Origin of the sequence: Actinomadura atramentaria DSM 43919 (assembly GCF_000381885.1) — a bacterium.
Lineage (GTDB): Bacteria > Actinomycetota > Actinomycetes > Streptosporangiales > Streptosporangiaceae > Spirillospora > Spirillospora atramentaria.
In genome coordinates, this window is sequence record NZ_KB907211.1 from 47,887 (window position 1) to 62,093 (window position 14,207).

The window sequence follows — 14,207 nt, forward strand, 5'->3', positions numbered from 1 at the left end:
CCGTTTTGTCGGTCTCGTGTGGTCTGATCGGGGCATGGTGTCGCTGACGTGGTCGCAGGTGCTCGCGTGGCGGATGGGACGGCAGTTCCTCACCGCCCCCGGCGGCGCGTCGCCGGTCGCCGCGGCCGCCCGGCTCGGCGGCGTGCAGGCGCAGGTCGCCTCGGCGGCGGAACTGGCGCTCGCCGTGCGCGGCGCGTCGCCCGCCGCGCCCGCGCTCGCCGCCGGGACGCTCGTCAGGACCTGGGCGATGCGCGGCACCCTGCACCTGCTGCCCACCGCCGACGCCGGGGCCTACCTCGCGCTGTGCGCCCGCGTCCGCAACTGGGAGAAGCCGAGCTGGCAGCGGACGTTCGGCGCGACGCCCGCCGACCTGGAGGCCGCCGCGGCCGCCGCCGCCGACGCGCTGTCCGGCGGCGCGGCGCTCACCCGCGACGAGCTGACCGCCGCGATCGTCGAACGGACCGGCTCGGAGCACCTCGCGGACGTCCTCGGCTCCGGCTGGGGGACGCTCCTCAAACCCCTCGCCTGGTGGGGCGTGCTGTGCCACGGGCCGGCGCGCGGCGCGCGGGTCACGTTCGCCGCGCCGTCCGCGCTGCCCGGCTGGCGGGGCGACGTGCCCGTCGAGGAGGCCGCCGCGGTGGTCGTCCGCGCGTTCCTCGGCGCGCACGGGCCGGGCACGCCCGCGACGTTCGACCACTGGCTGTCGCGCGGCGGCAACCGCAGACGCGAGGTCGCCGGGTGGTTCGAGGCCGCCGGGGAGCTGGCGGACGTCGAGGTGGACGGCGTCCCGATGAAGGCGCTCCCCGAGCACGCCGACGAACTCGCCGCCGCCCCGCCCGCGCCGCTGCGGCTGCTCGGCCCGTTCGACCCGTACGTCCTCGGCGCGGGCACCGGTGCCGAGTACCTGATCCCCCCGGACCGCCGCAAGGACGTCAGCCGCGCGGCGGGGTGGATCGCTCCCGTGATCCTCCACGAGGGCCGCGTCGCGGGCGTCTGGGACGAGAAGGACGGCGAGATCGCGGTGAAGGCCTTCGAGGAACTGCCCGCCGCCGCGCTCGCCGCCGAGATCGACCGCGTTCGCTCGCTCGCCCGCGAGAAGTAGGCGTGCCACGGTCCGGGGATCAGCGCGGATGGGTCGTGAAGCGGACCTTCGTTCCGGGGCGGAGTTGGGCGGCGACCGGGATGTCGGCGGTGGTGACGACCGCGATCACCGGATAACCGCCCGTCGTCGGATGATCGGCAAGGAACAGGATCGGGCGGCCGTCCGGCGGGACCTGGAGCGCGCCGGTCACCATCCCCTCGCTGGGGAGTTCGCCGTCGCGGACGCGGTCCAGCGGCGGGCCGTCGAAGCGGACGCCGACCCGGTTCGACGCGTCCGCGACCGTGTAGACCGCCGACGTCAGCGCCGCGAGCGCCCCGGCGGCGAACCAGTCGTCGCGCGGGCCGGGCAGGACGCGCAGCCTCGGCTCGGCGGGCGGCTCCGGGACCGGCGCGACGTCCACGCGCAGCGGCTCCAGCGCCAGGCCGGGGCCGGTCACCGGGCCGAGCGGCACCGCGTCGCCCGCCGCGAGCGGCGGCGGGCCGAGCCCCGACAGCAGGTCGGCGGACCGGCTGCCGAGCACCGGCTCGGGCGTCAGGCCGCCGCGCACCGCGACGTACGTCCGGACGCCGCGCGCCGGAGCCCCGACCTCCACCAGGCCGCCCGCCGGGACGCGGAACGGCGCGTTGAACGGCGCCGCGCGCCCGTCCACCGACACCGGCGCGGGCGCGCCCGTCGCCGCCGCCCACGCCGCGCGGCGGAACCGCAGCGCCGCGCCGCCGAACGTCAGCTCCAGGCCCGCCGCGTCCTCGGGGTTCCCGGCGAGGCGGTTGGCGAGCCGCAGCGCGGGAGCGTCCGCCGCGCCGGACCCAGGGACGCCGAGATGCGCCAGGCCCGGCCGTCCGAGATCCTGCACGGTCGCGAGCGGGCCCGGCCGGACGACCTCCAGCACGGCCTCGCCCGCGAGGTCCAGCGCCTCCTGAACCGGTCCGTCCCCGCTCATCGCGCCTCCCGGACGAACCGGACGCGCGTCCCCGGCCGCAACAGCGACGGCGGATCGCGCGTGACGTCCCACAGCGCCAGCCCGGTGCGGCCCAGCAGCCGCCACCCGCCCGGCGACGCCGACGGGTACACCGCCGCGTACGGCCCCGCGACCGCGACGGACCCCGCCGGGACGGACGTGCGCGGCGTCGCGCGGCGCGGCACGCGCAGCTCGTTCGGCAGGCCCGTCAGATACCCGAAACCGGGCGAGAAACCCAGATAGGCGACGGTGTACTCGGCGGCCGAGTGCCGTTCGGCGACCTCGTCCGGAGAGAGCCCGGTCAGCTCCGCGACCTCCGCCAGATCAGCGCCGTCGTAGACGACCGGGACCTCCACCGGCGGCGCGTCGGCGGCCGTGCGCGGCGGCGGCTCCAGCGCGGCGACGCGGTCCGCGAGCCGGCCCGGATCGCCGTCCGTCGTGATCAGCACCGTCCGCTCGCCCGGCACGACGTCCACGACGCCCGGCAGGCCCGCCGCGCGGACCGCCGCGTCCAGCCGGTGCGGGTCGCCGGTCTCCACGAGCAGCGCCGCGTCCCCGGCGCGCCGGACCCTCACGCGAACGGCTCCGGCGTGACCCCGGCGTCCTCCAGCGCCGCGCGGACCGCGCGCGCCAGGTCCACCGCGCCCGGCGTGTCCCCGTGGACGCACACCGAGCGGGCGCGCAGCCGCACCCGCGTGCCGTCCACCGCCCGGACGTAGCCCTCCGTCGCCATCGCGACGGCGCGGCGCACCACCGCGTCCCGGTCGTGGATCACCGCGGCGGGCTCGCGCCGGGACACCAGCGCGCCCTCCGGGGTGTACGCGCGGTCGGCGAACGCCTCCGCGACGACCGTCAGCCCGTCCGCGACGCCGTACACCGCCGAACCCGGCAGCGTCAGCATCGGCAGCTCCGGGTCGTAGGCGCGGACGGCCGCGACGACCGCCGCCGCCTGCACCGGATCGCGCGCTATCCGGTTGTAGAGCGCGCCGTGCGGCTTCACGTACGCGACGCGTCCGCCGCTCGCGCGCGCGATGCCGTCCAGCGCGGCGATCTGGTACAGGACCTCGGCGGTCAGCTCGTCCGGCGGGACGTCCATCTCGCGCCGCCCGAAACCCGCCAGGTCCCGGTACGACACCTGCGCGCCGATCGCCACGCCGCCGTTCACCGCGCCCACGCAGATCCGCCGCATCGTCAGCGGATCGCCCGCGTGGAAGCCGCACGCGACGTTCGCGCTCGTCACGACCTCCAGCAGCGCCGCGTCGTCGCCGAGCTCCCACCGGCCGAACCCCTCGCCGAGGTCGGCGTTGATGTCGATGACCGCCATCCCGCCATTGTTCCCGACGCCGTCCCCGACGCGCGGGCGGCGGGTCGGCTCAGACCCACTCCTCCCGGAGTTCCGTCACGTCCCGCAGCGGGGCCCACGCCTGGTAGACGCCGCGGTCGAACGGCTCCAGGCCGAGCCGTTCGGCGACGGGGGCCTTCCCGCCGGTGTACTCCACGCGCAGCCACCCGTCGTGGTGCGCCAGGACGAGGAACGGCTCGCCGCGCCACACGCACCGCGTGCTGACGTACGACAGGTGCTCCAGCTCCGTCACCGGGACGACCCGGACGTACCGGCCGTCGCGCGCCGCCGTGAAACCCGCCGCCGGACGCGGCGAGTACAGGCGGGCGCGCGGGCCGTCCGGGCTCGCCTCGTAGTCCGCGCCGCCCCAGCCCGCGTAGTAGCCGTGCCGGACGGCCGTCGCGTCGCTCACCGCGCACCCCCCGCCGCGAGGCGCCGCCACGCCAGCCGGTCCGCGTCGAACCGCGCCACCGGCGTCGTCGCGCCGGTCCGGTCGATGCGGTAGATCTCGGCCTCGTGCGGCAGCCGCTGGCTCTCGATCTTGAACTCGGGGATCGGCGGGCCGTCGCCCGGCGCGTAGCCCGAACCGGGGAACGGGGCCTTCTCGATGACCCAGCCGCCGGGGATGATCTCCATGCTCCACTCGTCGATGCCGCCGAGCGGCGTCCGGAACAGCGCGGGCTTCACCGCGGGCCAGCGCAGCACGTGGATCGTGTCGTCCGCCGCGGAGAACGGCGAACCCTCGTAGGTGAGGCCGAGGCCGCGGACGACCTCGGCGGGCGTCGTCAGCGCGGCGACGTCCTTCATCCGGTGGACGTACCCGGCGACCAGGTGGTAGCCGCCCTCGACGTAGTGGCGGACGTGCTCGGGGCGCAGCACCTTCTGCATCACCACGTAGTCCGCCGCGACCGGCCGCGCCCCCCGCGGCGGCGCGGCCCGCACGATCCCCGACCACGCCGCCCCCGCCCCGGACTTCGCACCAGCCGCGTCCGCCGCGTCCGCCGGTTCCGCACCGGGCGTGGACGGCGATCCGGGCGTGGACGGCCGGGCAGGCGTCGCCGGTGACGCGGGCGTGGACGGCCGGGCGGGTGTGGACGGTCCGGCCGGCGCGGAAGACCCGGGGGGCGTGGACGGCGAGGCGGGCCGCGACGGCGCGGCGGGCGAGGTCCCGGACGCCGGTTTCGCGCCGGGCGCGGGCGGCGTGGGCTCGGTGCGCGACGGCGCGCCGTAGGAAGGCGCGGGCGACGCGTGCCGGGCGCGCGCGGCCTCGCGCGGGGACTCGGCGCGCGCGAGCGTGCCGGGCGTGCTCGGCGTGCTGGGCGTGCGCCCGGCGTACCCGGGGTCGGACGGCGGGGGGTCGGTGCGCGTGCGGCCGGGGGACTCGGCGGGCTGGGTGTGCGCGGCGTCGGCGGGCAGCGGCCGGGCGTGCGCGGGGCGGATGCGCGCGGGCTCGCCGGGCGTCGCCTCGGACGGCGCGGGCCGGGCGTGCGCGGGCTCCGAGCGCGGCGGCTGCGGGCGGGCGGGCGACTGCGCGGGCTGTGCCGGGGCGTCCGCCGGGCGGGCGGTCACCGCGCGGATCGGGTCCGGCGTCGTCGCGGCGGGGGAGAGCTCCGGGTTCCGCGCGGGGGCGTCGCGCCGCGTGACGGACGGTCCGCTGGGCTCGGCCGCACGACGCGGCGCGTCCGGCTGGACGGCGCCGTTCCGCCCGGCGGCCGGAGCCGCGTTCGGCGCGGACGTCGGCCCGGACCCGGGCAGGCCGGACTCGTCCGGCGTCGGGGCCGCCGAGTGCCGCCCCGCGTGCGCGCCCCGCCGCCCCGCCTCCGGCGACGCGGCGGACGGCGTGCCGGGACTCGCGGACGCCGCGGGCCGCATGCTGCGCCCGGCGACGCGCTTGTCCTCCGGCTCGGGCGCGGGCGGCGGCGACACGACCGGCAGCGGCGCGGTCCGCACCGAGGGCGGCTCGCCGTCCGCCGCGCCCGACCGCCCGCCGGCCGCCGGAGCGGACGGCACGGCGGCGGGCGGCGTGCGCGGCGATCCGGCGGGCGACGCGTCCGGCGGCGCGGCGGGCGGTGTGCCCGGCTGCGCGGCGGACGGCGTCCCCGGCGGCGTGGTGGATGGCGTGCCTGGCTGCGCTGCGGCCGGCGCGGCGGCGGGCGTAACGGGCGGCGTGGCGCGTGGCGCGGGCGAGGGAGTGCTGGACGGCGCGCCGCGCGGCGTGGAAGGCGGCGCGGACGACGGGGTGCCGGGCGAGGCCGCAGGCGGCGTGGAGGGCGTCGCGGCGGGCGGGTTGCTCGGCGGCGCGGCGGCCGGTGCGCTCCTCGGTGTAGCGGGTGTAGCGGGCGCAGACGTGGCGGGCGAGGTGGGCGCGGAAGGCGCAGACGTCGAGGGCGTCGATGGCGTCGATGGCGTCGAGGGCACGGCGGGCGTGCGTGCGCCGTGCGCGCCGGGCATTCGTGCGCCGAGCGCGCCAGGCGTGGCAGGCGTGCGCGTGCCGGGCATGACGTCGGGCGTCGTTGTGCCGCTCGCCGTGTTGGGCGGTGCGGCGGGTGGCGTGCTGGGCGACGCGGCGGGCGTGCGGCCCGGCGTCGCGGCGTCCGACGGCCCGGTGCCTGGCGTTCCCGTGCCTGGCGTTCCCGCGCCCGGCGTCCCGGTGCCAAGCGTCCCAGTGCCCGGCGCCCCAGTGCCTGGCATCCTCGTGCCCGGCGTTGCGGTGCCCGGCGTCCCCACATCAGGCGTCCCCACATCAGGCGTTCCCGCGCGAGAGGTCCCCGCGTCCGGTGCCGCCGACGCGTCCCGCGTCCCGCCCGCCGTCTCCGCGACCGTGTCCGAGTCCAGGTACGCCGCGCTCGGCAGCCCCGGATCGACCGCCAGCCCCCACCGCGGGTCCGGCCAGCGCCGCGCCAGTTCCGCCAGCGTCGCGGGCCGGTGGTGGACCGCCTGCCCGCGCAGCGACCGGTCCATCGCGTCCGGCGAGCTGAACCCCAGCACGAACGTGCCGTCGCCGAACTTGGCCGTCGCGAACTGGTCCGCCGCCTCCGACCCGGGTTCGCCCGGTACCGGAAGGCACAGCGTCGCCCCGGCGAGCAGCGCCAGGTAGGCGGTCTCGTCGCCGCGCCGCCGGGCGGCGGTCAGCTCGGCCTCCAGGTCGGTGCCCTGCGGTTCGGGGACGAACCCGACCGCCTCCGCCGTCGTCTGCTCGGCCTCGGGGATCGCCAGCGGCAGCCCGAGGCCGGGCAGGGCGAGCCCGCCGCCGTCCCCGGACGTCCTGCCCGCCTGGTAGACGAGGTCGAGCGGCGACTGCACCCCGTACACGTCGCGGAACGCGCCGACCATCCGGTCGGCGAGCCGGTCGACCTCGGCGGACTGCGCGGGCGTCAGCCGCATCCGGGCGGGCATGTCCAGCCGGTGCGACCAGTTCACCCGGCCCTTCCCGGCGGGCTTGCGCCAGCCGAGCGCGCCGAGCCGCCGCTCCTGCCGGTGCGACAGCGGACGGGGCAGGAAGGCGCTGGAGACGGCCTCGGCGTCGATCGCGCTCGTGGACCGCATCGCCTGCACGTACGGCAGCCCCGTGGGGCCCTGCACGATGATGAACGACCGGACCGGGAGCCGCTGCAGCTCCCGGGACAACCGTCCGGCGAAGTCTTCCCAGTCCACTCCCGCTCCCGCCTTCGTCGAAACGCCCTAGCGAACGGTAGCCGCCCGGGACGGTTGGTGCGTCATTCGGGCGGGGAGCCGGGCAGGACGTCCGCGCGCACCGGCGCCCACACCCCGCCGATCGCGTCGTACACCGCGACGGGGGCGGCGGCGGGCTCGCGCCCCTCGGCGGCGTCGACGCGCCACAGCCGCGTGCCGTGCGGCGGCTGCAGGACGGGGACGTCCGGCGCGGGCGGCGGCGCGGGCGCGGGCACCAGCGGCGCGTCCGGCCGCTGCCGCGCCGCCAGCCGCGCGACCGCCGCCGCGTCCAGCAGCACCTCGCTCGCCAGCCCGGGGTTCACGGCGAGCTGCCAGGACGGGTCGGGCCACGCGGCGGCCAGCTCGCCGAACGACGTCCGCCGGAACGGCCCCGGCGGCACCCCGTCCTTCGACATCGCCGCGGGCGAGGTGAACACCGCGACGTACGTCCCCCCGCCGATCGAGATCAGCGGGAACCCGTGCGGCTCCTCCGGCCCGCCCGCGCCGGGCAGGACGAGGTCCGCGCCGCGCAGCAGGTCGAAGTACGCGCCGTGGTCGCCGCGCCGCCGCGCGTCGGCGAGGAACGGCTCCAGGTCCCCGGCGGGCGCGGTCTCCGGCGGGGGCGGCGGCGCGTCCGGGACGGGCGCGCCGAGCGGCGCGGCCCCCGCGACCGCCAGCACGGCCGCCGCGTCCGGGTGCGCGGACCCGTTCACGCGGCGGCGCGGCTCCTCGCGGGCCGCCGGGACGGCGACGGGCGCGTCCTCGCGCACCGCCGCCTCGGCGAGCACCGCCGACGTCGAGCGGCGCTCGGCGACCCGCGCCGGGTCCGCGACGTCGATGCCGAAGTCCAGCAGCTCGATCAGCCCGGTGCCGTGCCGGTGGAACGACTCGTACACCAGGTCCGACGGCCGCCGGACGCCCTGCACGTCGCGCAGCGCCGTCACCATCACCTCGGCCAGCCGCGCGTGGTCGGCGGCCGTCGCGAACGCGGGCAGCTCCGTCCACCAGTTGCGGGGCGCGGGGTCGGCGGGCGGCCGCCAGCCCGCCTCGCTCATGACCTCCTCGTCCGCGAGGGTGAGGGCGAGCGGTCCGTCGAGGAAGTTGTTGCTCACCGCCTCGGCGTACAGCCGGTCCGGCTCGCGCATCGCCTGCACGTAGTGCCGGCTCTCGTCGCGCTCGCGCACGATGAGGATGGTGTCCCGGTCGAGACCCGCCAGCTCGCGCCCCAGCCGGCGGGTGAACTCGGACCACTCCAACAAGATCACTCCTTATGCCCGCGGGCGGCCCCCCTGAGCCGCGCGGAACCAGGTCCCGAGGTCCCGATGATTGCCGCCCCGGACTCCTTCTGGCAAACCGGCGGTCACCCCCGCGGCGGGTCGCGGCGGAGCGCGGCGAGGGCCGCGCGGAGGCGCGCCGCGTCGTCCCCGGCCCGCTCCAGCGCGGCCTCCAGGCGGTTCAGGACGGCGTGCCGCTCGACGCCCGCGTCCAGCAGCGCCTGTGCCGCGTCCCACAGCTCGGGCGGGTCCCCGGCCCACAGCCGGACGGTGAGGCGCTCGCGCGCGTCGAGCTCGTCCGCCGACGCGCCGGGACGGTCGAACTCGAGCATCACGCGCCGGTCGCCGGGGTCGGACGGGTCGAGCGCCCCGAAGTCCACCTCGCGGCCCGCCACCTGATGCCGCCCCGTCAGGAACGGCAGCGCGAACGCCCGGCGCGGCAGGGCCTCCAGGTCGCCGTCCGGCAGCAGGCGGTTCACCAGGTCCCGGTCCAGGCCGGACGCCGCCGGGTCGCGGTAGGCGGCGGCGAACGCCTCCGTCGCGTCCCACACCGCGTCCAGCGTCGCGCGCACGCCCTCGTCCGGCAGGCCCGTCCGGCGGCCCGCCCACCGCACCCACGACGCCAGGACGTGCGGGACGGCCTCCTGCTCGGCGGGCGACAGCAGCACCTTGCGGGGCAGCCAGTCCAGCAGGAACATCTCGGCCTTCAGCGGGCTGACGCGCAGCGGGCGGCCGAAGTCGCGGACGCAGCCGTAGTCGATGATCCGGTCCACGCAGCGGCCCGCCGCCGACAGGTCCGACAGGCCCTCGGCCTCGTCCGACGCGAGGAACCGCGCGGCGAGCGTCGCCCGCCGGTCCGCGCCGGGGACGTCCGGGCGCGGCGGCCGCCCGCCCGCGGGCAGCGCCCGCAGCCGCGCGCGCAGCAGGGCGTGCTTGGCGGCGAACGTGTCCGCGACGGGCGGGTCGGGGACCTCCGCGGTGCGCTCCAGCGCCCGGTCCAGCCGCGCCCGCGCCGCCGCCGGGTCGATGTCGCCGAACCGCATCAGGGGGTGGTCGCGGTCCTCGGCGCGGCACTGGTCGAGCAGCCGGTCGACGCGCGAGGACACCCACGCGTCCCGGACCATCCCGTACGCCGGGACGCGCCCGTCCGTCTCGGACTTCGCCATGTCCACGGACACGACGAGCGCGTGCCGGTCCGCGCCGCCGTAAGAGAAGACGCAGACGAGCGATTCCTGGTCGCCGTAGACGTCACCGGACACGTAACAGCCCTCGGGCGTAGCCGTCCCGACGAGGTCAGCCCACGGCGGCCGCGCGACGCCCCGCTCCCGCAGCCGCGCCGCCGCCTTCTCCGCCGCCGCGGCCTGCCCCGGCGTCCCGAGGCACGCGACGCCGGTGAGCAGTGCCAGCGCGGCGGGCGTCCCGGCGTCGGCCGCGTACCGGACGAGACCCTCGCCGACGACCTCCTCCACGTCGCCGTCCGCGACGCGCCGCCCCCACCACGAGCCGAGGACGTCCGAGACGATCAACTCCGCGTCCAGGGGACCGCGCACGGCCAGCAGCTCGCGGGCGTGCCGCAGCATCCCCTCGTAGATCAACGACATCTCGTCGGCGGGGCGGGGCGGGCGTCCCCCCGCGGAACGGCGGCTGCTCCGGGGACTCACACCGTCCAGCTTCGCAGATCCCCGCCCCCGCCCCGTCCACCCGACCCCCGCCCGACCCGCGCGCACCCCCTCTAAGCTGGGCGCATGCCCACGACCGTCCGCCTGGCCCAGTCCCCGGAGGCCGACGCCCTCCTCTCCCGCAGCCCCCTCGCCGCCCTCACCGGAATGCTGCTCGACCAGCACACACGCGGATGTATGTTCCGCTCATGGGCGAACGGGACGACCTGGTCCAACGGGCGCACTGGGGAGACCTCTCCGGGCTGAACCTGGCGGGACTGGTCCGGCTCTCCTTCGAGTCGGACGCCGCTGAGAGCGCCGCAGAGCGCCGTTCGGGCGCGTACATGTCCGGGCGGGACATCAAGGGCAGGGACGAGCAGGAGAAGGACTGTCGGGCGTACGTGGAGAGCCGGGGCGGCTCGTACGTCCACACCTACGAGGAACCCGACACGAGCGCGTTCAAGCGCAGGCGGGTCGTGCTCCCGGACGGGCGCACCGCGTACCGCGTCGTCCGGCCGGTGTTCGAGGGCGCGCTCGAAGACCTCAAGCGGGGCGCGACCCCGGACGGCCGCCGCCTCGACGGCATCGTCGTCTACGACATCGACCGCCTCACCCGCGACAACCGGCATCTTGAGGACGCCATCGAGGTCGTCCAGCACTTCAACCGGCCGATCCTCGACATCACCGGGACGCTCGACCTCCTGACCGACAACGGCCGGACGGTCGCGCGCATCGTGGTCGCGACCTACAACAAGCAGTCGGCGGACACGGCGCGGCGGGTGAAGCGCAAGCACCGCGCGCTCGAACAGGCGGGCATCCCGACCGGCGGACGTCGTCCGTTCGGCTGGAAGGCGGACAAGCGGACGCTCGAACCGGCGGAGGCCGAGATCATCCGGGCCAGCGCGCGGCGCATCATCGAGGGCGCGCCACTGTCCGCCATCGTGGCCGACTGGAACGAGCGAGGGTTCACGACTCCGCTGGGGAACAAGTGGGTCCGGACGACCGTCAAGAACGTCTTCCGCAATCCCCGGATCTGCGGCTACCGGTCGCGGAACGTCCGCGAGATCCATCCCGAGACGGGCAAGGAATCGTGGCGCGTCGAAGTCGTCACGAACGAGGAAGGCGAACCGGTCATCGGCCAGTTCGAGCCGATCATCTCGGTTCAGGAATGGGAGGCGGTCACCGCGCTCATCGGCAGCAACCCGCTGCACGGGCGAGGGGTGAACAGCCGGACGTACCTGTTCACGGGAACGCTGCGCTGCGGCAAACCGGAATGCGGTGCGAAACTGCGCGCGCTCAAGGCGCACGCGAGCCGGACGAAGACGCCCGGCCTGTTCTACTACGCATGTCCGTCCAAGGGCTCGGGCGGCTGCGGGGGAGTCAGCATCCCCGGTCCCAAAGTCGATCTGGTCCTCACCGAAATGGTCATTGCCAAGTACGAGGAGGAGGCGCGGCGGCGCGGGGGAGCGGACGAGGCTCCGGAGATCTGGCCGCGCGAGGAGGAGTTGCGGCAGGTCCGCGACGACATCAAGGACCTGACGGCGGCATGGCGGGCGCGTCCGCGCCGCATCTCGTCCGCCCGGTACTTCGAGCAGTTGCCCGGACTTGAACGCGAGGAACAGGGACTCGTCGCCGAACGCGAGGCGTGGATGGCGCGTACCTACTCGGCGGTGGCGCGTCCGGTGGACCTGCGCGAGCGGTGGTCGGGCCTGACGCTTCCCGAGAAGCGCGCGTACATCGAGGAGGCACTGATCTCCGTCCTCGTCCATCCCGCGAACGGCAAGACCCGATGGAACCCCGACCGCCTTGAACCCCTCTGGCGCGAAGCCGAGTGAACGTGCGACGGGAACCCTCGTTGGAGGGTTCCCGTCGTCGCGTTCGTTCGCGTGGCGTGTGAACGATGGCGGTGATCCGTCTCCATCTCGCCTCGCTCCACCGGGGAGCGCGCGCCGCTTGGCGACGCGCCCATTCACGATCTCGTTCGTCCAGTTCGGGCGTTCGGCATCACCTGCCTTCCCTCACGCTCGGTGCTCGTCTGCGTCTTCGTCTACGGCTCGCCTACGCGCCCTACGTGCAGGCGCGCGCGAGACGTGGACGTAGACGAGTTACGGAGAGTCATTGTTGGCAGCGCGCCAGTGCCCGCGTGAGACCTGGGTGACGCGGCCGGTGTCGGCGAGTTCGCGGAGGCGTTGGTAGACCCAGGGGCGGCTTCGGCCGGTGGCCGCGATGAGGCGCGGGACGGTGCATCCGTCGTCGGGTGCTGCGGTGAGCATGTCCCACAGGACGGTGTCGGAGTCGTCGGTGCGGTGTTCCTCGGCGACGGGGGCTTGTTCGACGGCGTTGCGCGAGACGCTGTCGAGTTCGGGCCGGTGGTCGGCGTAGTGGTCGGCGGTACGGGCGACGGTCTGGTCGGTGAGCAGGTAGGCGCGGGCACGGCGGGGCGTGTCGTGGTCGGGCGCGTTGATGAGGAACTTGCCGGGCGCGTCAAGGGTGTGGGCGTGCCATCCGGCGTTGAGCATCCCCTGCCCGAGGATGAGGTCGACGTCCTTGCGTTCGCGGACGCGGAAGCTGATCCGCACGTCCATCTGCGAGCGGACCGCGCCCTTGCCCATCGCCTTCTGCGTCGGGCGTTGGGTGGCGGCGGCGAGGGTGACGGCGACGGCGCGTCCGCGTCGGGCGATGGAGTCGGTGTCGGGCATGGCGTCGGGTGCGTCGTCGGTGAGTTCGGCGTATTCGTCGATGACGATGACGAGCGCGGGCATGTCCGGGGACGGCTCCCACACGCGCCGTCCCTGCGCGGCGAGCGCGGATGCCCGCGCTTCGAGGACGGCGACGGCGTCGCGCAGCAGCATCCGGGCCTGTTCGGGCGTGGTGGCTAGCCGGTCGATGCAGGGTGCCCAGGGCTGGAGTTCCATGCCGCGCTTGAGGTCGATGGCCCACACGACTGCGTCAGGGCAGGCGACGAGGTTGCCCATGAGGACGTTGATCCCGCCGCTCTTGCCCGATCCGGCGACGCCCCCGATGAGCGCGTGACGGCGCAGGAACGACACGCGCGCGGCGGTGGCGTCCTCGAACGGTCCGAAGTCGATGGGCTCGGTGATCGAGGCGACGGACGGTCCGGGCCAGGCGATGGCGTCGGCGTGCGGGTCGGTGTCGAGCACGCGCAGCTCGACGCGGTTGGCCTTGCCGTCGCGCGTCGGCGTGACGCGGACGGCTCCCCGGAACGTCCCGAGCGCCGATTCCAGCGCGGGGACCTTGCCGGTGGCGTCGGTGAGCGTCTGCCCCCGCGCGAGCGCGACGCGGGCGCGCCATCCCCACACGTCCGCCGTCGCCGACTGCACCGCCGAGCCGGGGAGCCCGATGGCGCGGGCGATGTCGGGCCAGGCGGCCAACTGCCGGTCCACGCGGACGCGGGCGCGCCGCCGCCGGTGCGTCCACCACGGGACCGACAGGACGAGGCCGCCGCCGACGAGCAGCGCGGGCAGCGGCGTCCGCAGCGGCCCGAGCGCGACGGCCGCCGCCGTCCACGCGCCGCAGGAGAACGCCACCGCGGCGGCGTACAGGCGTTCGGCGCGCCGGGCGAGCCCGACCCGTTCGCCGACCGCGACGAGCGCCGACGCCACGGCCGTGCCCGCGCCGAGAAGGAACGGCCACCATCCCGGATGTTCGAGCCGCAGGACGGCTGCACCGACAACGAGCGCAACAGCGAGGTTGAGCGGCGCGAGTTCGGACCGGTACCGCCACAGGACTCGTCCGAGAACGATGACGGCGAGGTCGGGAAGGCGCTCGTCCCCGTCGATGACGACGACCGGTTGGAGCCCGTTGCGCCGCATGGCGCGCGCGTGGCGGCGCATCTTCCGGTTCCGGCTCACCGGTGCCCCCGCTCGTCAGGCGGGAGGAACCCCTGCGCGCGCAGTTCGTCGCGCAGGTAGTACAGCGGGTCGGGCTCGGCGTCGTGGTGGGCGTGCAGGGTGGCGCGTGCGGCGGCGGCGAGGTCGGCGCGGGCGCGGCGCAGTTCTCCGGTCTCGGCGATGAGGATCGACGCGGCGGTGAGGGCGAGATCGAGTCGCAGCCACGCGGCCATCAGGCGCGGCATGGCTTCGGCCAGGTGGGCGAGGGTTTCGCGGGCGGTGCGGTTGCGGGTGCGGGCCTCCTGGAGGTCGAGCGTGAAGCGGCGGGACGGGTCGGGCACGGGCATCCC

The 14,207-nt window shown here is 76.4% G+C and carries 11 protein-coding genes; 2 read left to right on the forward strand and 9 right to left on the reverse strand.

The features are described 5' to 3' along the window. Positions 1 to 34 precede the first annotated feature (34 nt). A complete protein-coding gene (locus G339_RS0110710; protein ID WP_019631076.1) occupies positions 35 to 1,102 on the forward strand; it encodes a winged helix DNA-binding domain-containing protein in 1,068 nt (355 codons plus the stop codon). A 19-nt stretch (positions 1,103 to 1,121) separates the two neighbouring features. Here G339_RS0110710 and G339_RS0110715 read toward each other — a convergent pair whose 3' ends face one another. The 7 genes from G339_RS0110715 to G339_RS0110745 all read right to left on the reverse strand — a co-directional run bounded on the left by G339_RS0110715 (position 1,122) and on the right by G339_RS0110745 (position 9,949). Further along, a complete protein-coding gene (locus G339_RS0110715; RefSeq protein WP_019631077.1) occupies positions 1,122 to 2,042 on the reverse strand; it encodes a 5-oxoprolinase subunit C family protein in 921 nt (306 codons plus the stop codon). Further along, positions 2,039 to 2,635 (reverse strand): 5-oxoprolinase subunit PxpB, encoded by a 597-nt coding sequence (gene pxpB / locus G339_RS0110720; protein ID WP_019631078.1) that lies wholly within the window; start codon positions 2,633 to 2,635, stop codon positions 2,039 to 2,041. The genes G339_RS0110715 and pxpB overlap by 4 nt, the downstream gene beginning before the upstream one ends. Continuing rightward, complete coding sequence (locus G339_RS0110725; RefSeq protein ID WP_019631079.1) at positions 2,632 to 3,384, reverse strand: LamB/YcsF family protein; 753 nt, start codon at positions 3,382 to 3,384, stop codon at positions 2,632 to 2,634. Before G339_RS0110725 ends, pxpB begins: the two co-directional genes overlap by 4 nt. 49 nt (positions 3,385 to 3,433) lie before the next feature. After that, positions 3,434 to 3,814 carry a hypothetical protein gene (locus G339_RS0110730; RefSeq protein WP_026341334.1) on the reverse strand — a complete coding sequence of 127 codons (381 nt, stop codon included), beginning with the start codon at positions 3,812 to 3,814 and terminating at the stop codon, positions 3,434 to 3,436. After that, entirely contained in the window at positions 3,811 to 7,056 is a 3,246-nt protein-coding gene (locus G339_RS0110735) for a TY-Chap domain-containing protein (RefSeq protein WP_026341335.1), read from the reverse strand. Before G339_RS0110735 ends, G339_RS0110730 begins: the two co-directional genes overlap by 4 nt. A gap of 62 nt (positions 7,057 to 7,118) precedes the next feature. Continuing rightward, on the reverse strand, positions 7,119 to 8,333 hold the full coding sequence (locus tag G339_RS0110740; RefSeq protein WP_240489786.1) for a TY-Chap domain-containing protein: 1,215 nt from the start codon (positions 8,331 to 8,333) through the stop codon (positions 7,119 to 7,121). A 101-nt stretch (positions 8,334 to 8,434) separates the two neighbouring features. Beyond that, positions 8,435 to 9,949: a hypothetical protein gene (locus G339_RS0110745; protein WP_019631082.1), complete on the reverse strand. Its 1,515-nt coding sequence runs from the start codon at positions 9,947 to 9,949 to the stop codon at positions 8,435 to 8,437. Between the two features lie 266 nt (positions 9,950 to 10,215). Here G339_RS0110745 and G339_RS0110750 point away from each other — a divergent pair, with 266 nt between their 5' ends. Beyond that, the gene (locus tag G339_RS0110750) at positions 10,216 to 11,841 is read left to right on the forward strand and encodes a recombinase family protein (protein WP_019631083.1); all 1,626 of its coding nucleotides are present in this window, start codon (positions 10,216 to 10,218) and stop codon (positions 11,839 to 11,841) included. A gap of 270 nt (positions 11,842 to 12,111) precedes the next feature. On the opposite strand, the gene G339_RS0110755 is transcribed toward G339_RS0110750, so the two are convergent. Beyond that, on the reverse strand, positions 12,112 to 13,878 hold the full coding sequence (locus G339_RS0110755) for an FtsK/SpoIIIE domain-containing protein (RefSeq protein WP_019631084.1): 1,767 nt from the start codon (positions 13,876 to 13,878) through the stop codon (positions 12,112 to 12,114). Next, positions 13,875 to 14,198, reverse strand: a complete 324-nt coding sequence (locus tag G339_RS0110760) for a hypothetical protein (RefSeq protein WP_157407500.1) — start codon at positions 14,196 to 14,198, stop codon at positions 13,875 to 13,877. Before G339_RS0110760 ends, G339_RS0110755 begins: the two co-directional genes overlap by 4 nt. Positions 14,199 to 14,207 lie beyond the last annotated feature (9 nt).

Bases quoted from the DNA above. Each gene is read 5' to 3' on its own strand.
- G339_RS0110710 (WP_019631076.1), top strand. From the start codon at position 35: ATGGTGTCGCTGACGTGGTCGCAGGTGCTCGCGTGGCGGATGGGACGG.
- G339_RS0110715 (WP_019631077.1), bottom strand. From the start codon at position 2,042: ATGAGCGGGGACGGACCGGTTCAGGAGGCGCTGGACCTCGCGGGCGAG.
- G339_RS0110725 (WP_019631079.1), bottom strand. From the start codon at position 3,384: ATGGCGGTCATCGACATCAACGCCGACCTCGGCGAGGGGTTCGGCCGG.
- G339_RS0110745 (WP_019631082.1), bottom strand. From the start codon at position 9,949: ATGTCGTTGATCTACGAGGGGATGCTGCGGCACGCCCGCGAGCTGCTG.
- G339_RS0110750 (WP_019631083.1), top strand. From the start codon at position 10,216: ATGGGCGAACGGGACGACCTGGTCCAACGGGCGCACTGGGGAGACCTC.